The 19,031-nt window shown below is 49.7% G+C and carries 15 protein-coding genes and 1 pseudogene; 10 read left to right on the top strand and 6 right to left on the bottom strand.

The window, feature by feature from the left end:
• Positions 1-16 precede the first annotated feature (16 nt).
• The 7 genes from OK412_RS05355 (at position 17) to OK412_RS05385 (ending at position 5,360) form a co-directional block, all read left to right on the top strand.
• The gene (locus OK412_RS05355; RefSeq protein ID WP_264352813.1) at positions 17-991 is read left to right on the top strand and encodes a hypothetical protein; all 975 of its coding nucleotides are present in this window, start codon (positions 17-19) and stop codon (positions 989-991) included.
• Positions 992-1,180: 189 nt separating this feature from the next.
• The gene (locus OK412_RS05360) at positions 1,181-1,582 is read left to right on the top strand and encodes a hypothetical protein (RefSeq protein WP_010670631.1); all 402 of its coding nucleotides are present in this window, start codon (positions 1,181-1,183) and stop codon (positions 1,580-1,582) included.
• 232 nt (positions 1,583-1,814) lie between these two features.
• Positions 1,815-2,189: a VOC family protein gene (locus tag OK412_RS05365; RefSeq protein ID WP_264352905.1), complete on the top strand. Its 375-nt coding sequence runs from the start codon at positions 1,815-1,817 to the stop codon at positions 2,187-2,189.
• A gap of 307 nt (positions 2,190-2,496) precedes the next feature.
• The gene (locus OK412_RS05370) at positions 2,497-3,027 is read left to right on the top strand and encodes a DUF2778 domain-containing protein (RefSeq protein WP_083069398.1); all 531 of its coding nucleotides are present in this window, start codon (positions 2,497-2,499) and stop codon (positions 3,025-3,027) included.
• Positions 3,005-3,277: a hypothetical protein gene (locus tag OK412_RS05375; RefSeq protein ID WP_083069397.1), complete on the top strand. Its 273-nt coding sequence runs from the start codon at positions 3,005-3,007 to the stop codon at positions 3,275-3,277. The genes OK412_RS05370 and OK412_RS05375 overlap by 23 nt, the downstream gene beginning before the upstream one ends.
• Positions 3,278-3,844: 567 nt before the next feature.
• The gene (locus OK412_RS05380) at positions 3,845-4,546 is read left to right on the top strand and encodes a glutathione S-transferase family protein (RefSeq protein WP_264352814.1); all 702 of its coding nucleotides are present in this window, start codon (positions 3,845-3,847) and stop codon (positions 4,544-4,546) included.
• 250 nt (positions 4,547-4,796) lie between these two features.
• The gene (locus OK412_RS05385; protein WP_264352815.1) at positions 4,797-5,360 is read left to right on the top strand and encodes a TetR/AcrR family transcriptional regulator; all 564 of its coding nucleotides are present in this window, start codon (positions 4,797-4,799) and stop codon (positions 5,358-5,360) included.
• Positions 5,361-5,487: 127 nt separating this feature from the next.
• Here the strand turns inward: OK412_RS05385 and OK412_RS05390 are convergent.
• A pseudogene (locus OK412_RS05390) lies at positions 5,488-5,871 on the bottom strand (terminase gpP N-terminus-related DNA-binding protein); the annotation flags it as partial.
• 234 nt (positions 5,872-6,105) lie between these two features.
• On the opposite strand from OK412_RS05390, the gene OK412_RS05395 reads away from it, so the two are divergent.
• From OK412_RS05395 to OK412_RS05405, 3 genes are all read left to right on the top strand, one after another.
• Positions 6,106-8,313: a DUF4401 domain-containing protein gene (locus OK412_RS05395; RefSeq protein ID WP_264352816.1), complete on the top strand. Its 2,208-nt coding sequence runs from the start codon at positions 6,106-6,108 to the stop codon at positions 8,311-8,313.
• A complete protein-coding gene (locus OK412_RS05400; RefSeq protein WP_033768695.1) occupies positions 8,306-8,836 on the top strand; it encodes a GDYXXLXY domain-containing protein in 531 nt (176 codons plus the stop codon). The genes OK412_RS05395 and OK412_RS05400 overlap by 8 nt, the downstream gene beginning before the upstream one ends.
• 188 nt (positions 8,837-9,024) lie before the next feature.
• Positions 9,025-9,438, top strand: coding sequence for a hypothetical protein (locus tag OK412_RS05405; protein WP_060678909.1), 414 nt, complete (start codon positions 9,025-9,027; stop codon positions 9,436-9,438).
• A 219-nt stretch (positions 9,439-9,657) separates the two neighbouring features.
• Here OK412_RS05405 and OK412_RS05410 read toward each other — a convergent pair whose 3' ends face one another.
• From OK412_RS05410 to OK412_RS05430, 5 genes are all read right to left on the bottom strand, one after another.
• Positions 9,658-10,662 (bottom strand): DKNYY domain-containing protein, encoded by a 1,005-nt coding sequence (locus OK412_RS05410; RefSeq protein WP_264352817.1) that lies wholly within the window; start codon positions 10,660-10,662, stop codon positions 9,658-9,660.
• A gap of 371 nt (positions 10,663-11,033) precedes the next feature.
• Positions 11,034-11,510 carry a hypothetical protein gene (locus tag OK412_RS05415; RefSeq protein WP_264352818.1) on the bottom strand — a complete coding sequence of 159 codons (477 nt, stop codon included), beginning with the start codon at positions 11,508-11,510 and terminating at the stop codon, positions 11,034-11,036.
• Positions 11,511-11,840: 330 nt separating this feature from the next.
• Positions 11,841-12,188, bottom strand: a complete 348-nt coding sequence (locus tag OK412_RS05420) for a cupin domain-containing protein (protein ID WP_033761129.1) — start codon at positions 12,186-12,188, stop codon at positions 11,841-11,843.
• 352 nt (positions 12,189-12,540) lie between these two features.
• The gene (locus OK412_RS05425) at positions 12,541-16,665 is read right to left on the bottom strand and encodes a BapA prefix-like domain-containing protein (RefSeq protein ID WP_264352819.1); all 4,125 of its coding nucleotides are present in this window, start codon (positions 16,663-16,665) and stop codon (positions 12,541-12,543) included.
• Positions 16,666-17,271: 606 nt separating this feature from the next.
• Positions 17,272-18,489: a cupin domain-containing protein gene (locus tag OK412_RS05430; RefSeq protein WP_319633951.1), complete on the bottom strand. Its 1,218-nt coding sequence runs from the start codon at positions 18,487-18,489 to the stop codon at positions 17,272-17,274.
• Positions 18,490-19,031: the final 542 nt, after the last annotated feature.

Genomic DNA, 19,031 nt, shown 5'->3' on the forward strand with positions numbered 1-19,031 from the left:
GGAGAGAAATTTAACTATGAACATCAATACATTAAGCATTATTTACAGCCAAAATGAAGCTGCATCAGTTAAGACCTCTAAAATCTCCAGCCCCCAACCTGTCAGAGAAAGCAACGCCACGGTAGTGCAGCCAGTATCGTCAGGCCAGTCTACGATAAGTGGACAAGGACTTATGATGTCTCGTCTGTTTGGTAAGGTAAGCACCTTACCTGAAATTCAGACGCAGCTAACCAAAAGCACCCAAGACATGGATGCCACTAATTTTCTGACGAAGAGCGATCTCAGTGCACTTTCAGATCTGTATGGTCAGGCACAAGCTCAGGGAACTGACTTACGATATGTCGATGACATAGCACGCGACTTAGGGAATTACCGAAAGTTTGGAAGCGTATCGGGTAGTTACAATACAGGAAATACTTACGATGCGAGTGGTCGGGTTCAAACGGTATCGTTTACAAATAAAGATGCTGCAACGGCATCCCGTATTCTGAGTAGCGGTAACCTTTCAGGCTCTGGCCTCGACCCTGCTTTTCTCAGATATGAACTCAACCCCGGATATTCTTTCAGTCATACCGCAAGTTTTGACTATCTGGAAGTCATCATGAACAATACCGGTTCTGATGTGACATCGAAAGGTCAACACATGGCATCTCAATTCGCAACTTATGTAAGCCAGGGGCAGAATAACTACATAATAAATACTGCCAGCGAAGCCACACTGAAAATCGAAGAACCTGATGTCATCAACAAAGATGGTATATTTACTGTCACCGAAACTGGTAAAAAGCATGGATTCAGGTTAGAAGGCAATGACGTCGTACAGGATAAAGGCACTGGCATAAATGATACTCAGTCTGGTAAGAAGGGGGGCAGAACGTTAATGGATTACTTCCTGAATCAGAACAATACAGATGGCATCAATACTAAAAATGCAGCCAGTTTTTTTGATTTTCTTTTCTCATCTAAGGCAAATACTAAATCCCAGGGATAGTGCATACAGATGAATCCTTTTCATTAACAGGGATGCTCACACCAACCGTAAGGAAAATTGTGGATTCGGCACCTCGCTCATAGCGAACTTTGCCTTCATGCATGGCCGCTTTGTGCCAAAAGCAGACGTTGTCAAGGTCCGTCTGAATAGATTCAAATCCCATATTACCAATGGACATGGATTATTCGCATGAAAATACGATTATTAATACTCATGCTGATCATCACCTCCCAGTCGTGGGGACGTCAGCAAACCCCGAGGGAACAAGCGAAACAAATGGCTGAAGCAGCATGTCTTTTTCAATACGAGGTCGTCAACTCCCGCTTTACTTTGGGTTTTTCTGAGGAAAAAGCCATCCAAACATCGACTATAATACTGACTAATTATCTGGAGAAGAATAAAAAGATAGCAGGTGATAAATTTCTCTCGTCGATTCGAAGAAATACAATTGCACAATTACGGGAATTGGAAGCAAATAAAGAGACAGTGCAGCAACTAAAATCTCCACCATTAGATTTTAAAGATAAATTTTTATCTTCCTGCAATGAAATGAAAACGGGGCAGTTGGAAGCGATGCATGTTTTTGACTAAGTGCAACATTCATATAGGTATGATATGCGTTTTTGAGGCTCTATCGTGTTTGTTACTTCCGCACTTCGATAGGGTTGACATCATGCTCACCGAGGCTGTCCGCTTGGTGCCAGCAGCGGACATTTTGTAAGCTCTCCTGGACAAGTTGAAAATATGATCACGTGTAAACTCGAACTGAATTTTAACACTCAAGTTAAAAGCTTCTGCGAGGAACATCCAATTGTTTACTCATATGCGTATTGCCAAACCCGTCTCCAATCTTGAACGATCTTTTCTGATGTACAGTCAGGGACTGGATTTACAAAAAATTGCTGAATTCAATGATCATGAAGGTTTCAATGGACTGATGTTAGGACGGAAGGGTTTAGACTGGCATATAGAATTCACCTTTTGCCTTAGTCATTCCATTCAACCTTTGCAAACTAAGGAGGATTTACTCGTTCTTTATTACTCAGATGAAAATGCGTGGATAGATGCCTGTGCCAGGATGATAGAAGCCGGGTTCATAATGACGAATTCGTTTAACCCTTACTGGGATGTCAATGGAAGGACATTTGTTGACCCAGATGGATACAGGGTGGTTATCCAAAATAAGGCATGGGCATAATTTCAATTATTATTGCCAGTTAACTGGCCGTCTTGCTGCAAGCCTGACGGTCCGCTCTTCGCTCATAGCGGACATTCGCCTGACTGTCCGCTTTGTGCCATAAGCGGACGTCAGTATTTGTGCTGAAGGATCGCGCCGAAGGCCTCTTGCGGGGTGCGGCAAGTAGTCTTATGATAAATAAGGCTGTCTGGTTCGCATGAGATGAACTCTGGCTGTCAAGCGCCCGCCTGCCCGTTAACTTCTCTATTAAGGAATGGTAGCATTGCCCGGTTCATTGGCATGCCTTATAACCTACAGGGAGCGTTTAATGCAGTTAATGAGAATGACCTACGACGATCTGACAAAGGGCGGCGGCGAGGCAAAGCTGCACGTTTACGGCGTGGGTACCTTCCCGGTCTTTTCCGGCCAAAAGCCTTATACCAATGATCCAAACTGTACCTACAAGCCTAACAGTGCCATTCCGGTCGGGCGCTACTGGATTGTTCCGCGTCCTGAAGGCAGTATCGCTAACCGGATCAGAGGATGGGCCGTCGACACCTGGAACAACTCAAATCATTCAGAGTGGTTTGCGCTCTTTAATTCGAAAACAATGACTGATTCAATCTTCATCAATGGCGTTTCCCGTGGCGGTTTCCGCCTGCATCCTCTTCGGCCAGACGGCTCCGGAGAAAGTGAAGGGTGTATCACTTTTGTGCGGCGTACTGATTTCTATACGGTAAGACAGGCGCTGCTCCGGAGAAAAAAAATTCGCGTGCCGGGTTCGCGAAACAGCTTGATGGCATACGGCTATGTTGACGTTCAGGGAGAAAGTAACTTTGCAAACTGCAAAATTCGCTAGAAAAGCAGCGGGTTTTTTCGTCTGCTTTATTGTGGCCTTTATGGTGTCGCGCTACGGGATGCCACTCTATCCGCTGACGGCGTGGCTCGTTGAACATTCTCACCAAATTTTCAGCAGTTATCAGGATGACGTATACGAAGCCGGTACGGATCCGGTTACGTTCTTTTCCCTTTTGACCGTTATCGCGTTTTACGCTTTAGCCATGTATTGGTTAGTAAAAATGACAATTAAAAAAGTAAAACGTGGATAGACTGGTTGCAGTAAAAACCGGGGGTTTTATGCTGCCCTGCAACTCTGTCTGAAAAATCAACACCAAAAAGGGTTCGCGAGCGGGTTGTTATATTTATTATGGTAGAACGTCCCTGCCGCTATTATTTTGACGTCCGCTTTTCGCTCAAAGCCACAGCGGCCGCTCATTTTTGTGACCAGTGATGATGCCCACACCAGTCGGCTTCATGGGCTGATCTAACCGCTACTACCTCACCCCGTGGCCCTTGCGCTTCCGGACTACCAGCCGGCTCTTCCTGTTGGCCAGCAGCCCGCATGGCAACCAGTCGACAGTAATTGCCAATATGTAACTCACCTGAAAACCCGTTTGAATCGAACCTCTCCACTCATTTGCATTTTTCATCCCTCCGGCGTCATTGCCCCCCTTCTTCAGTTATGCCTCCGCTGAAATATCGTATCAAGCAGGAAGGTCACCAAAAAATTAACCTAACAAGTGTTAGACATGTGTTGACGTGTGTTGATTTGACAGCTAATGTTTACCTACCTAACGTTAGTTAGATACCCCAACCATCAACCTGTAGGATCGACCATGACTGCTAAACTTCAGCTTTTTACATCACCTTCGGCCTTTCCTAATCCACAGCGCCTGCGGCTTTTCATGCACGAAAAAGGCATCGCTGACCAGTTTGCCGAGACCATCTATGACATGTCCCCTGGAGGAGAGCAGCGTGGCTGGCGACATTTGAATATGAATCCGTGGGGCGAAACACCTACCCTTGAACTGGCTGACGGGAGTTATATTTCTGAAACGGCTGCCATCGTTCGCTATCTTGATCAGGAGTATCCGGGCCGCAAGATTATGGGAGAAACAGCACTGGAACAGGGGCTGGATAATATGTGGGATAACCGGGTGTGGGTGCATATCCTGTACCGCATCGTTACAGCGTTCCACGTGTTGCACACCGGCCTCGGCTTCAGGCTGGAATTGACCAAAAATGAGGCCTGGGGAGAACACTGCCGTAAAGAAGCTTTGGCTCACGCCGCGCTGGTTAATCGCCATCTTTCAGACGGCCGCGAATGGCTGCTCGGCGGCGATGCCCCGACCTTCTCGGATATGACTCTGGCGACCGCGATCGCCTTCTCGAAATTCCCGGTCAATGCCACTCCACTGGACGAGCGTTTTGAGTTCTTAGATGCGTACTGGCAGCGCTGGACAAAACGTCCTGCCTTCCAGGCGGCCTACGCCGATCGCAACAGCGGCATTCCTGAGCTGGATTCGCCAGGCCGGTAATAGCGCCACTCGATGTAAACTCCGGTACGCCGGGTTCGTTATCTACTGACTTTCCCGGTGACCAGAGTGCTTATGATAGCGTCGGCTGTCGATGTTACTTGCTAAACCATGATGCAATGACGTCTGCCTGAGCACCCTGGATGCATTGAACTTACTGTTTTCCATGACAATCACCCTGTCACACGGTAAGCGTTTGCTGTAAATTAGTGTTCTCTATTTAAGAGATCATCCCAATACCAAAGGCATCAAGATGAGCGTCAACACCAGGGAAGCCATTTTGCAGGCGGCCAGGAAAATTGCCCAATCTCAGGGCTATAACGGTTTGAATTTCCGCGACCTCGCGCAGGATGTGGGTATCAAAGCGGCGAGTATTTACTACTATTTTCCAGGCAAAGCCGAGTTGGGTATTGCCGTTGCCAGACGATACTGGGAGGACGGTGCGCTCGCACTCGAGATGATCGAATCAGAAAGCCCATCACCCATTGACGCGCTGCGTCGCTTTCCTGAAATCTTCCGAAGATCACTTGAGGCCGAAAATCGTCTCTGCCTGGGCAGTTTCATGGGCGCTGAAAAAGAGACCTTACCTCCTGAAATGAATGCAGAAATACAGAAGTTTGCTGATGTGAACATTGCATGGCTGAACAGACTTCTGGTGGCTGCGAAGGTGTGCGATTCAAGTGAGAGTGAATCCAGAGCACGTGCAATTTTCACGGCCATTGCCGGTGCCCAGCTTATCGCCAGAAGTCGCTCAGATATCTCGCTTTTTGATTCACTGGTGGATTCATACAGCGCCTTCGGACCTCTGCCAGAATAGCAACTGCCCGCAATCCGATTCAGCGAATGGGCGATTTTCTGCACGCGCGCCCAATGCGGCGCGGCGTCCGGTAGCGTATGCGCTTTTCCACTCAGGAACTCACCCCTTTGAATCAATGCGCGACGGGCCAGAACGGATAGGCGCTGTGTGTCAGGCTGGATGGGATGGAAAAGTAAGTTTGGCACCACTTCGTGCAGCGCCATGCCGGACGCCACTTTCTGCAGTTCCTGAAACTTCGGGATCCAAAAATATTCATACAGGTACAGGTTGCCGTAATAACTTTGCACGGTACGAGCGTGGGTGCCTAAGAAATACAAGCGCGCGGCGGTGGTCAGTTGCATCTGATCCAACGGGCCATAGTCGCCCACTTATCACGCTTAATCCAGCTGTGCACGGTTGCGGATTTCTCTCCCAGCATTTCAGCAACGCGGGTGATGCGGTACGCCTGAGAGTACAGCAGTAAAGCCTGCCTGCTGGGATCGAGTTCGTCGGGGGCGGATGTCATGTTCACGCAGCCAAAATACGGCCACGATACTATTTGATCAAAATAATGCGGCAGATTGCGCAGAGTTCCCCCTCGCCTTTGATTTACGCTGTTATATCCTGGAAAAGATGTTTACATTTGTTCAGCAAAATCATCGGCCGCTCAGCAGAGCGTTACTGACCGACACGCGGATTGATCGCAGGGAAGAACAGCCGTTAACTTCATCATCAAAGTCATACCGCAAACAGAGGCAGGGAAAGAATGAGGGAGCTTGCACCCGATGGCATCACCGGGATGCCGTCACGGACGGCAGAGTATCTTTGTCGCCAGATCGCACGCCTGCTGAAAGGAGGAAGCCTGACCCCGGAGACCTGCGAGCGTATCTTTGCTTTCTGTGGAATCAGACCGTCAGATGCTCAGTGGCGTCAGTTTCTTATCCCGGTTCTTTCCTGTCTGGGATTACTGTCATTGGTTGCCGGAGCGGTGTTCTTTGTTGCCTGGAACTGGGCCTGGCTGCCAAAAATGGCGAAATTTGCCCTGGCCGAGCTGTTGATCGTCGCGCTGGCGGTGATTGTCTGGTGGCGCTGGTACAGCACGCTGGCACGCAACGCATTACTGGCGACAGGGTTAAGCTTCGGTGCCCTTTTTGCGCTGTATGGACAGATTTATCAGACCGGTGCTGACAGCTGGGAGCTATTCCGGGCCTGGTTATACGTTCTTCTGCCGCTGGCGCTGATTGCCAGGCAAAACAGCCTGTGGTTTTGCAGCTGGCTGGTCGCTAACCTGGCGTTCCAGCTCTATTACAACACCCTGCCGTCGTCACTTCTGGATCTCGCCGCGTCTGACAGTTTAACCAGGCTCCCGATCACTGTGCTCTACGCATATCTGGCGTTGCTGGCAGCCTGCCTGATTGTCAGGGAAGCGCTGGCCTGGTGCGCGATAACGCATCATCCCAAGAGCTGGCTGGCAAGCCGCTGGTTCTCGCGAGTCATGGCGGGATTTTTACTGCTTCAGCTGACCGCCATTGTGGCCGGGAACCTCTCGGACTGGGGCGGCGGTGACCACCTTCCTTATATCACCGGCGGTTGGGTGATCACCCTGATGGCAGGTTATTACCTGTACCGTTACCGCTATCAGGATCTCTGCATGCTGACGCTGGGCATTGCCAGCCTGACCGTGGTTGGCTGTGCGCTAATTATGCAGTTATTCCTTTTAGCCTACGATACGGGTGATCTGTTTTTGACTGGCATCCTGTTGGCATTCTGGGTGGCGGTAAATGGTTCAATTCTGCTGAAGTGGCAACGCAAATTGGTTGAAAAGGGGCCAATCGATCTGGTTCCGGCCAGGCTGACCTTACTGACAGACACTTTGCGTCAGCAGGGTTTGCTGAGCGCCTCACAGGTTGAGGAAATTAAGCAACGCGGTCACGCATCCGACCTGCCCTGGTATCTCAGGCTGGCGCTAAGCGTCGGAGGCTGGGTCGCAGCGATCATCATTCTGTTACTGATGATACTGATGCTCTATGCCACTGATCTGCTGGAAGACCCGAACGCTGCGACCCTTATTATTCCTTCGCTGCTGCTTGCCGCCATTGCGCGTGGCCTGTTAAGCAGTCAGCGTGACGGTAAACATCACCTCGGGCTGGCATGGGCGATTGCGGCAACGTGCGGGCTGATAACTGGCGTTCTGCTGCAAATCCAGAGCAATGATGCCAGCTTTATTATGCTGAGTTCACTGACTGCCTTGCCGATCCTGGCCGCAATGCCGATGGCGATGCCCGACCGCACTTATCGGTTTATGGCCATCACTGCCCTGACCTTTTTCCTGGTGCTGGCGGGCCATTCTGTGGCCCGGCTTTACCTGTCTCCGATGGCTGCACGCCTTGCTGTGTCCGTACTGGTGGCGGCGGTTATATTTTTATGGATGTGGACTGTCAGTCATCAGCTTAGGTTACGGTCAGGGCCGTATGCTGACGCGGTACACCCCCTGCTGTATGGCATACCTTGTGGTCTGATGTTGCTAAGTTTCCTTGGGATTAACGCGGCGTATCTCACGGATTTCCTCTGGTCAGCATCGCAATTTTCCACGCTTCAGTCCGCGACAGGTACAGGAATCGCGGCTGGCTTAATGCTGAGTGCGCTCAGTCAGAAAAGGCACAGCCAGCCGCTGTTTTCGATCATCACGCTGCCCGCTGCACTTATCTGCGGGGCTGCCTCCCTCTATGCACCGGGTATAGGGCTGGGATTGTGGTTAATTCTGATGGCACGTTATCAGGGAAGTCTGGGGTTGCTGGTGATGAGTGGCGGTTTCATGGTGCTGTATGTCATTGGCTGGTATTACTTCCTGGAGGTAATTCTGCTGCAGAAATCCCTGCTGTTGCTGGTCAGCGGTCTGGTTTTACTGGGGCTGGCATGGGGAGTCAAAAAAGTATTACCTGCACAAATCGGAGGTGCCAGTGAAAATGCATAAACAGAGCCGATGGCTGGCTGGCGCTGTGATAGCGCTGGCGCTGATAGCCGTCAATGTCAGTATCTGGCAAAAAGAGCAGTTGCTGAAGCAAGGCGCGGTCATGATTTTACCTCTTGCCCCGGTTGACCCACGATCCCTGATGCAGGGTGATTACATGGCGCTGAATTATGCCCTCACCCGCCCACTGGAACTGACGTTGTATCAACAGGCTGAGTCCTGTGGCGCGACCCTGTCAGCGTCATGCCTGCCCACCAGCGGAACCCTGATTGTTGACCTCGATGCGCAGCGTCATGCGACTCAGGCCCGTTTTGATCAGGGTGAACCTCTGCAGCCGAATCAGCTACGGGTAAAATACCATCAACATTATGGCTCGCTGACCGTCGGTACTAACGCTTATTTCTTTCAGGAAGGTCATGCCGACAGATTCGCCCAGGCGCGTTACGGGGCATTTCGGGTGGGAAGCGATGGAACGGCTCTCCTGACGGATCTGCTTGATGAGCAGGGTAAAGCGATTCAGCCTTAAGGATGCGAGACGCTCACTGGCCTGGCGCTAAATACCCTGACAGGCGGCCTTAATGTCCTTATTGCCGGATGCCCGTCACAGGTCAGCAAAAGGATGCTGTGCCGGAAGCCTGTTTTGCGATCAAGCCCGTGCCGAAAATTTAAGCGAGTAAGCTGCATCAATATAGCTGCTCAGACATAGAGAAAATTATGCCGAACATTATTGACGACAACTGGATTAGGATATCTGTGATATCAGCAATATTTAGTAGTGTCGTGGGTTCATTACTGGTTTTAACCTATCTTTCCTTGGGAAAAAGCAGTACACCCGTAATGGGTTTAATTTTTACTTATTTTTTCATCGTTATGGTGAGTATTATTGGCACCACGATGGGCTCAATGATAATCGGCATGCCATTAGCGATGATTTCAAAGCGATTTTATCCTGACGCTGCCCTGAAGGGGAGCTTTTTTATCGTGTGCTCTGCGCTCTTCATGTGGCTGGTTGTACTGGCATGGCCTGTTATCAGGATATGTGAAACGCCTTATTCGGATATTTTGCTTTTAAGCCCCTATGCCTTCTGTTCAGCTGCCGCACTTGCTTATCTGGTTTACTGGGATTGATGCGTATTATATCAATCAGGATCGGTGCAGTAGGGCCGTTAATGAAAAGAGCTAATGGTATCATTTTTCAACCAGACACATGGAAACAGGTGAGTCCAGGGTGTCGGAATTCCCATGTTTTCCAACCCTATGTGAGCAATTTTAATTACAGACTCACCTGGATGTTAATTAGATAATGTTCACGTGACAACACGTGATCACATTTTGCCTGCCAGATAATCATGGATTCTGCTCGAAATACTGTTTATCCATCTCGACAAGTTTCTTTTGTAATCCTGTCTCACCTTCAACCACTTCGTAAAATTTACTGTGAGTATAAAGATAAATACGCTCGGATGACGCAAACATAAACATGTCTGGTGAAGCCATATTTGAGAAGCGACTTATCACTTCAGGCTGTAAAAAGATGACATCATTCCCGATGTGACCAATAACTCCGCGCCCCCAGTTTTCCGCACGAAAAAAGGTATCTGGATTGCTATATCCCGTGCATCTGGTGAGCCCATGCTCCGGACAGGAGACAAAAGAAAGAAGATGAAATTTACTCAGATCTAAATCACCAACATTATAGCCACCGACATAGGTTGAGCCATTACTTTTGAAGACATTGTAAATACGCCATTTATCATCCTTTCCAAATGGAAAAATAACCTGGAAATCTTCCGGGTTAACCTCTTTTATCTTCTCGCTCCGGAAATATACAGACGATTCATCTTGCGCGTAGCTCGCTAATTGTTCCGATTGCCAGTATGGCCGGGTAGTCTTAACGTAATCAACCGGTCGAAACGTAGAGGAGTATTTAGCCACTAAATAAAGATCGCGCTTTTCTATTTTATTGACCTGCATGGGCTTTGCTGTTAAGCAACCCCAGGAAGTGATGTTATAAATTAAACCTGAAGTATCGCCCGTCCCAGTAATGCAGGGAGAGTGTTCGTAATTAATTTTACTCACCCAGTAAATATTGTTCTTAATGGATACATAGTTACTGAAAACAGGCCGTATATCATTTGAACATGGCTGACTTACCTGAAATAAGTTATCTCTCTCACCATTCTGGTTAAATTTACCATGAACAGATTCGCTACAGACATTAAGGACAGGCCTGCCACGCACATCGCTTTGCATTGGCCGACTTACATCGAAAATATATTTTAAGAAAATAAAAATCAGAAACACTCCAGCAATTAACCCCATCTTGACAAAGATACTTTGGTTTGACTTCATGTGTTATTCCCTTTAACCGCTATCCTGGTATCACATCAGATAGTGCAGACCGAAGGTAAACGGCAAGCGCGCCGCCTGGCATGAACGCTATTCAACATAATTAATGTTTTTCCGGGATCATGCATTCTGCAGCATAGCCCGCATTTAATTTTATATCTGCCCACATAACACTGTTTCTCTGGGGTACGGAGCGTAAATCTTCAGTGTCATCATTTTCTCATCTTCCCATGCTTACTTGTCTGGTGGCGCAGGTTTAAAAACTCCGGTGTGCTGGGCACGGCTAATGAACCCGGTTTACAGACATAAATAGATGATGAGTTTTAGCGGACACATTATATTTTGCCTGGTATAGAGGTCAGGCCTGTGGTTGCTTACCACCCTATCGACTTGCACTGACTGAATTCAGTTTTTGGAACAATGAGCGCCATATGGTTTTCTGCCATGCACTGTTTAAAAACCTGCTCTTTGTAACGGCCCGCCTGTAAACCCAGCATGGTGCTGGACCGTTCCGCTGCGTTATTTTCAATGTAAGAGCCACAATTTTCTTTGAACTCCTGAGGATTATCGCTATAAGACATCGACCATTTCAGCTGAGCTTTAACTGAATCATCTGATTGATGCTGGGGGACGGCTTTTGCTGGTTTCAAGCCAGAATAGAGTGGATTGCCGAGTAATTTCTGTGCAAAGCGTTGATTTTCTGCGGTTAAACGTCCGGTTTTACACATCTGCAGATAGATCTGCGAAAGGCGTTGCTCCTCAGCATCGGCAGCATGGGTGCATTCCTCCAGGACTTGTTCATTAGTCTTAGCCGGTTTTTTATCTGTGGATCTCCAGTAACTATTTTTCATAGTCCGGAATCGTGCCTTCGGTGGTGCCAAAAGGGCAAAGTGCACTGGCACAACCCAGTAAAAACATGGGCACACACGTCAACGTCAGAACACGTAACAGGGAAAACGCTTTAAGACTGCTTTTGTTCATTTTATTTTCACTTTAGTCAGCTGCGGACATGGGGTCTGAGCAATGTCATTATTTTTAATGTTCCGCTTTTCGCTCATAGCGGACCTACCGGAACGCAGGTCAGGTTTGTGCCTGAAGCAGGCGTTGCAAATACTCAGTTAAGTTAACACCTGGCGCGCAGTCCTTACCTTAAGACAAGCCATAGCGGTGTTCATAATTCGTCAGCAGGATGAAGGAAGGTCAGAACGATCTCCTCGCGTCGTTGGGTGCGAAATTACAATAAATTCTACAGGAAACTCAGTGTCGTTTCTGGCTTGATGCTTTGACCCCGGTGGAATTTCTAGCCCCTGCAGGGCTTTAATATTATGCATCTTACCCTCCAGTTCCATTGAAAGAACACCATCGAGAACAAAGAAAAATTGTCTGGAAACGGAGTGAAAGTGTCGCTTTTCAGAAGTGCCGGCAGGCATTTTCTCATGAATAACCAACATATCCTGACGGTTTACCAGATACCAACCATCGCAATTGTCGCCCCAGAAATAATGCTCTGCATTTTCCTTTGAAATCATCATCCTTCTCCTGTTTACACGCGCCCATCTATCAACATCTTAAGAAAGTGATACCGAGATATAGTATCGATTCTCAACAGGTTATGCTTTTGATTATTTACCTAAAGATCTGAACTGCATCGTTCAACATATCTGGTAGTTATCAATGTATTGGGATAGCAGAATTTTATCTGGCCATAATGTCCGCTTTTCGCTCATAGCGGAAATTAGCCTGACGTCAGTCTTCCCTATACCGGCAGCGTAGGTTCGCACGCAATTAGAGAATAGCTACGCTGGGCACTCGTATGCGTTTCACTGGCAATCTTAATTGCGGAAAATGGCCAGGGAAGACAATCCGCCCCGGCCATCTGATTTAAGCCAGTTGTAAGTGAAGATTATGTTGCATCAGGATATCAGCCAGCGAACCTTCATGGCTGGCAGAGGCATTGTGATACAGGTCGTACTGCTGACCGTTACTAATACGCTGCCCATCCTCGCTCCAGACGCCGCCTTCAATGTTACTTAGCGTAACCACATTGCCGTCCGCGTCTTTTATCGTCGGCGCCTCACTCGCATTGTCGTTCATTGGCAACGGCTCTTTTTGCCCCAGATTGACGCTATTACTGCTGAAAGCGCCCAGATTAATGACCTCAGCGTTGCCTGATCTCAGCCCAAGCGTGGCAAAATCAAACGCCTCATGCGCACCATTCAGCTGAAACGAATCGTCATCGGCAGCACCGTTCAGGCTGGTGTGCAGATTTGAATATAAAAGCGAGAGCGTTTCACTGTTTACTGTTCCAGAGAGATGGAGATTGTCAGCCATATCAGGATGAAGAGACGCGTGCTCCAGTGTGATAGCACTATGGCTTTCCGAATTGCTGCCATCTTCTGTGTTGCTGCTGATCACAGTTGTGGCATTGATCAGGTTGTCCTGCGCTGCGGTTGCAATACTCAGCTTCGGCTGCGGCTCGGCCATATAAAGCTCGACGTTTTGCGAAACGTGGTTAACGTTTCCGGCAGCATCACGAATAGTTGCGGTTATCCTGTGCTCGCCCGGTTCAGGCGTGAGTGCGTCCAGCGTTTCAAGCTGCACGGCCCACGTGCCTTTGCTGGTCACACTGGTTTGCCACTGGTGGTCGCCAGGCCTGACAGTAACAATATCACCGGCTTCACCCGTACCTGATACATGCTGATCATGGCTGGAGGCAAGGTTGATTTGCTGCCCGTCTGTGAGGTGAGTAAAAGCGATTTTGGGTGCGCAGACATCCACCTGATAGCTGGTCGTTATCGTAGCCGTATGGCCAGCCGCGTCGCTAGCAGTCACGACAATGTCATGCTGCCCCTTGCCGAAACCTGTTTTCATCGTCCCCGGCGTCAGTGGCAGGCTCCAGTGACCGTTGTCGCTTACTGCCGCATTGTGATGTTTACCACCAATAATCATCGATACCGTCTGACCGCTGCCGGTGACGCCCGTTGTGCCGGTCAGCATCGAGCCCTCTTTTTTCTCCGCACGGTTCAGCCAGCCGTCACCAAATGGCGTATCAATTTCAGGTGCAGGCTGACCTGGAATATCGACCACTGGCGTAGTATTGCTTCCATCGGTGGGATTATCGGGGGTGACCGGTGGCAACGGATCGCCGCTGTTATCACTGACCGGAGAAGTCAGATCCGCTGTGACGTAACCACTCTGTTCAAACCAGTTTCCGGCGCCATCCAGCACGCCAAACGACAGGAAGTTGCCGCCCTGGGAAAGCTCCGACGCGCTGATTTCCGCGCGCCAGCTGCCATCTGCCTCTACCACGGCATAATTCCAGTGGAAGGTATCAGAAACCTGCACCGCAAAAGTCTTAAGCGGCAGCGGCGCTTCAAGCGTGCCGCTGATAACGTACCAGGTCTGACCGTCATGCTGGACCGCATCCGCCAGCGTAATGTCGTTAACGGTGACTTTCGGGTTGCTGCTGTTGTAGTGGGTAATCAGCAGCAGATTCTGGCTGAGGCTGGTACTGTTTCCATTCAGATCCGTTGCGCTGACCTGAATGGTGTGGTTGCCGTCCTTGATAGTTTTCACGTCGCTGTCAGAGAGCTGAACCTGCCACTGATTCTGATAGACACTGCCCTGCCAGGTTCTGCCGTCAAGGGTCAGTTCAACCGGCGTGCCGGAGGGGAGATGAGCGGCGGTACCGGTGAAGATAATGCCGTATATCCCCTCCTGGTAACTGACCGCATTGTCGCCGGTGATCGGATCAAGGGTCAGCTGCGGCAACGCCTCAGTAGCGAAGATTTGCACACCTGCTGAGGCATAACCTTTGTTGCCCGCTTCGTCGGTTGTTTCAGCAATGGCACGGTAGCTCCCTTCCTCCATTCCCTGCAGCGTTTCCGCGGGTACTGAGAACTGCCACTGGCCATTTTGATCGACGATGCCGCTCCAGTGGGAGGCCCCAAAACTAACCTCAATCGTGCTGCCGGCTTCGCCTCTGCCGGAGATCACCAGCGGGCTGCTGATTTCATGACTGTCGATCACCCCGTCCCCTGCCAGTGTATTAATCGTGACAAGAGGATCCTGCGTATCGGTAATAAACGTCGTCTCCGTGATACCGGACTGGCCCCAGCGATCGGTGGCGGTCAGCGTAACGGAATGACTCCCCTCGGCTAAATCTGCTTCCATCAGCTGCCCGGTGGAGAGTGAGACAAGCCAGTTGCCCAGACTGTCCACAGCGCCCGCATAGTGAACACCATCTATGGTCAGATCGATCTTCTGGCCCGCCCCGGTCACACCAGTGGAGCCGCTCAGCGTAACAGGCTCGAAGCGTTCATGTGCGTTCATAAACCCGTCGACAAACGGCGTGTCTATAGTCGGCTGTGGCGGGATAGCGTCTGATGGCGGTGCTGACGCCTCTACGGTAATGACTTTGTTTGCGGTGGTCGTACCGCCAACGCTGTTTTCAAAGGTTACGCTGATGTGGTTAGACCCTACCGGCAGCACCTGCAGATCGGCAGACGGCAGGGTAACACTCCAGCTGCCGTCAGCGGCCGGCGTTGTGGTATAGGTCTGACCGTTCAGCATTATGGTCAGCGTGCTCTCTGCGGCGAGGTTCGCTGTGGTGCCGCTGAACGTCTGTGGGGAGAGCTTCTCCTCAGCGCTTAACACGCCGTCACCAGTAAAACTGTTAATGGTTAAAGAAGGGGGCGTGCTGACAGGCGGAATCGGCGTGCCACCATCGGCGGGTGGCGTGTTGCCACCATCCGTTGGATTGTCATCGATAACCGGCGGAACCCCATTGCCGCCTTCAACGGGCGTAATAAGGTCGGCTGTGACATTGCCACTCTGCTCAAACCAGTTTCCGGCACCGTCCAGCACGCCAAACGACAGGAAGTTGCCGCCCTGGGAAAGCTCCGACGCGCTGATTTCCGCGCGCCAGCTGCCATCTGCCTCTACCACGGCATAATTCCAGTGGAAGGTATCAGAAACCTGCACCGCAAAAGTCTTAAGCGGCAGCGGCGCTTCAAGCGTGCCGCTGATAACGTACCAGGTCTGACCGTCATGCTGGACCGCATCCGCCAGTGTGATGTCGTTAACGGTGACTTTTGGGTTGCTGCTGTTGTAGTGGGTAATCAGCAGCAGATTCTGGCTGAGGCTGGTACTGTTTCCATTCAGATCCGTTGCACTGACCTGAATGGTATAGTTGCCATCCTTGATAGTTTTCACGTCGCTGTCAGAGAGCTGAACCTGCCACTGATCCTGGTAGACGCTGCCTTGCCAGGTTCTGCCGTCAAGGGTCAGTTCAACCGGCGTGCCGGAGGGGAGATGGGCGGCGGAGCCGGTGAAGATAATGCCGTATATCCCCTCCTGGTAACTGACCGCATTGTCGCCGGTAACCGGATCAAGAGTCAGCGCCGGTAATGGAATGGCGCTGGCCTTCATAGCGTCGGAGGTGGCGGGGGCATCTGAAGCTGTTGCTGACTCAACCTGGGGCGTAAGCGTTAAGGTTGAATCGGCTTCGCTGGTCGTCGCCCTCAGGGCGACAGCTGCTCCGTTTAACGGCGTGCCTGACGGGATCAGAATCTGGCTTTGGGAAGACTCTACGACTGATAACGCGGGATCTGACTCTGGACTGGCAGGGAATGGCATTGGAGATGTTGCAGAAGCTGGAGATTGCCAGACAGGTGTCAGCGTGGTGACAGTCTGAGCATCGCCGGAAACGTCTGTGCTGAACTGTGCCTCCTGAAATAAACTTCCCTGCTGGAAAAGCATTCTACTCTGCTGGCCTGCAACCTCAGTAAAGAAATTCTGATAGCGAAGCGTATCGCTCTCGTGCAGGTTAAGAATGAGATCGTCACCCTGTTTCTGAAAAGAAGAAATCTGAGAAGGTGAGCTTTGCAGCGTGATAAGAGCGGGTTCGCTCAGAATAGATTGTGATTTTCCTTCAGTGGACTGAGACAATGGGTGACCGCTTTTCAGCGATATGACCGTGGCGCGGCCCGTTCCTGAAAATGCCATGGAAATCTCCTTATATACCAGTTATTAAGTAGGCAATGCCGTTGGAAATAAAGCGACGCTTTACTTATTTCAGGCACGCAACGGCCAGCGCCAATAAAGGTGCTGAGGCAGAGCCGGCACTCAACGCATTAAACGCAATTCGTAGCAACAATAAAGGGCATAACCACAGCCAGATTAAATATTCGTTTTTGAAAACAGATTATTTCTGCTGGCAAAATAAAAAGTACCATTCTTTGCAAGAGTCCGGGCATCGGCTCAATTAACCTTTACTGACTTCAACGACGTATCGTCAGGAAAAGTGAATAGTTGATGCTGGATAGACATAAGCTAAACTTCGTTTTCATGTCTGGCTACCAGGTAAAATCTGGAAATGTCCCCTGTTAATAGCAGATGCTTCATGATGATTTAACTGCCCTGCTGTCTCAGTTTAGTAACGACTTCCCCATCCCTGTAAGAGCAATGCTGATGCTATTGCACCATTTTAAGTGGCAGGTGGGATATTGCATTACCGATATAAGTGTCCGCTTTATGCTAAAAGCGGACACTTTAATTTAAACAGGAATAAGTCAGCGTCAATCCTTATTAATCAGGTAACGACTGAGCCAGTTACTTCACCACCGGGTTCTTTTTAAGTGAAAGCATGTTCATAAACTCTTCATCCAGGTGCAGGTGTTGCCGGACAAGTTCAGGTGGTGTACTGGCGAGCCACTGGTTAAGCGAAATATCGGCATAGTAATCACTTTTAAAAAGCTCAAGAAAACGCAGTGGTCCCTTACCGGTGTTTTCGATGTAGTGTCCCATAGCAAAAGGAACATATCCCACATCGCCGGCGCGGTAGTCAAAAGTCCTTGCCTGACCGGATGATGCAAAGACCCCCATCCGTCCCTCTCCTTCAAGGTAATACTGCCATTCATCATTGTTAGGATGCCAGTGCAGCTCGCGCAGTCCGCCTGGCTCAATTTCTACCAGTGCGGCAGCAATCGTTTTTGAAACCGGAAAATTAGACGAATCCGTGATCCTGACGGTTCCTCCCGGCGCGCGTACCGGATCCTGAGCCAGCATCTTGTGGGTAAAGCGGATTTTCGACTTCACCCCGCCTTTTATACTGTCTGATTCCAGGCTGCCCGGAACGTTGCCGGCAAAAATGTACTCATCATCAGGTGAAGGCAGGTGAGAAAATGAAGATACCGGAACCCTGAAGTTTTTGGCGAGAACTTCCGGGGGAATATGCCTGAACCAGTCTGACAGCAGAAAAGTGCTATCCTCATCAAAATTTCCGTCGTCAAAAGCCAGTAAAAATTCACAGCCGTCGGGACCGAGACCCTGAATCGAATGGGGAATACCGGGCGGAAAATACCATAGGTCACCTGCAGCGATATCATCAACAAACCATCCTCCGCTGGCGTCAAAAGCGGTAATCCGCGCGTTGCCATAAGTCATGTAAGCCCACTCCCCCTCTTTATGCCAGTGCAGTTCGCGAATACCTCCGGCATTGAGGCGCATGTCCACACCCGCAATCGTCGTAGATATGCCCAGCTCCCGCTGTGTCACCTGACGCGTCCAGCCACCGCTTCCCTTGCGTACGTGCGCATCACTGAAAGAAAAGCGAAGGTTTGGCAGCGTTCCGCTATCGGTAACGGGCGGATTTACGATGTCCGGACTTTCTGCCTCACGAATAGGATCATGTGGTCCGGGATCTCGTCCTCCGCTCCCTGCCGGAAACGTCTTTACGCCGTTGTCATGTGCCATGGCCTGACCCGCCGCAAGCGCGACCGTTCCTCCTGCCGCAAAAGCCATAAAATGTCTTCTTGTCAGTGTTTTCATATTCATCCCTCTTAAGAATCTTTTTATAAACGGTATTATTTTTGTTACCGCCATAAAGTTATAAGTGGGCTGAATACGGAGGGAAAAACAACTTTATAACACTGTGGAAAGAGTGCAACTTTCACGAAAATAGTAAAGACATGTGAATGTATTAAGATGGATTAATGTTGTTTAATGAACGTATAGTTATAAAGGGATTATCCTGTGCATAAGCGCACTAATCGTCAATTAATGTGGGTCTTATTGATTTTCATTTACCCGGTGATCGGTAACTGCTGATAAGAATTTTTACGAATTGAGGGGTTTAACGAGGCCTGAGCCTTTGATCCGTGAGCTTTCACGCACGTACTCAGATAGACGAGGCGTATGTGCAGGGCCGCTCTGTTACGCCTCATTAAACCCGAAGCATAAAGTCCCCTTCTCACTCATAGCGGACATAGATAAATCCGCCCTGGATCACGTATTTCAGTCACTATCACTGGCACTGTTGAAAACGGAGATCAAAGTCACCCCCGATTTACTACGCTGGTTACAAGAGAACA

The sequence above is a fragment of the Pantoea sp. JV6 genome (assembly GCF_025910055.1).
GTDB classification, from domain to species: Bacteria; Pseudomonadota; Gammaproteobacteria; order Enterobacterales; family Enterobacteriaceae; genus Pantoea; species Pantoea agglomerans.

Excerpts from the sequence above, each read along its gene's own strand:
- OK412_RS05410 (WP_264352817.1), bottom strand. The coding sequence starts at position 10,662 with ATGAAGTCAAACCAAAGTATCTTTGTCAAGATGGGGTTAATTGCTGGA.
- OK412_RS05420 (WP_033761129.1), bottom strand. The coding sequence starts at position 12,188 with ATGATTTCAAAGGAAAATGCAGAGCATTATTTCTGGGGCGACAATTGC.
- OK412_RS05355 (WP_264352813.1), top strand. The coding sequence starts at position 17 with ATGAACATCAATACATTAAGCATTATTTACAGCCAAAATGAAGCTGCA.
- OK412_RS05360 (WP_010670631.1), top strand. The coding sequence starts at position 1,181 with ATGAAAATACGATTATTAATACTCATGCTGATCATCACCTCCCAGTCG.
- OK412_RS05430 (WP_319633951.1), bottom strand. The coding sequence starts at position 18,489 with ATGAAAACACTGACAAGAAGACATTTTATGGCTTTTGCGGCAGGAGGA.
- OK412_RS05405 (WP_060678909.1), top strand. The coding sequence starts at position 9,025 with ATGCCGAACATTATTGACGACAACTGGATTAGGATATCTGTGATATCA.
- OK412_RS05425 (WP_264352819.1), bottom strand. The coding sequence starts at position 16,665 with ATGGCATTTTCAGGAACGGGCCGCGCCACGGTCATATCGCTGAAAAGC.
- OK412_RS05380 (WP_264352814.1), top strand. The coding sequence starts at position 3,845 with ATGACTGCTAAACTTCAGCTTTTTACATCACCTTCGGCCTTTCCTAAT.
- OK412_RS05365 (WP_264352905.1), top strand. The coding sequence starts at position 1,815 with ATGCGTATTGCCAAACCCGTCTCCAATCTTGAACGATCTTTTCTGATG.
- OK412_RS05370 (WP_083069398.1), top strand. The coding sequence starts at position 2,497 with ATGCAGTTAATGAGAATGACCTACGACGATCTGACAAAGGGCGGCGGC.
- OK412_RS05415 (WP_264352818.1), bottom strand. The coding sequence starts at position 11,510 with ATGAAAAATAGTTACTGGAGATCCACAGATAAAAAACCGGCTAAGACT.
- OK412_RS05395 (WP_264352816.1), top strand. The coding sequence starts at position 6,106 with ATGAGGGAGCTTGCACCCGATGGCATCACCGGGATGCCGTCACGGACG.
- OK412_RS05400 (WP_033768695.1), top strand. The coding sequence starts at position 8,306 with ATGCATAAACAGAGCCGATGGCTGGCTGGCGCTGTGATAGCGCTGGCG.
- OK412_RS05385 (WP_264352815.1), top strand. The coding sequence starts at position 4,797 with ATGAGCGTCAACACCAGGGAAGCCATTTTGCAGGCGGCCAGGAAAATT.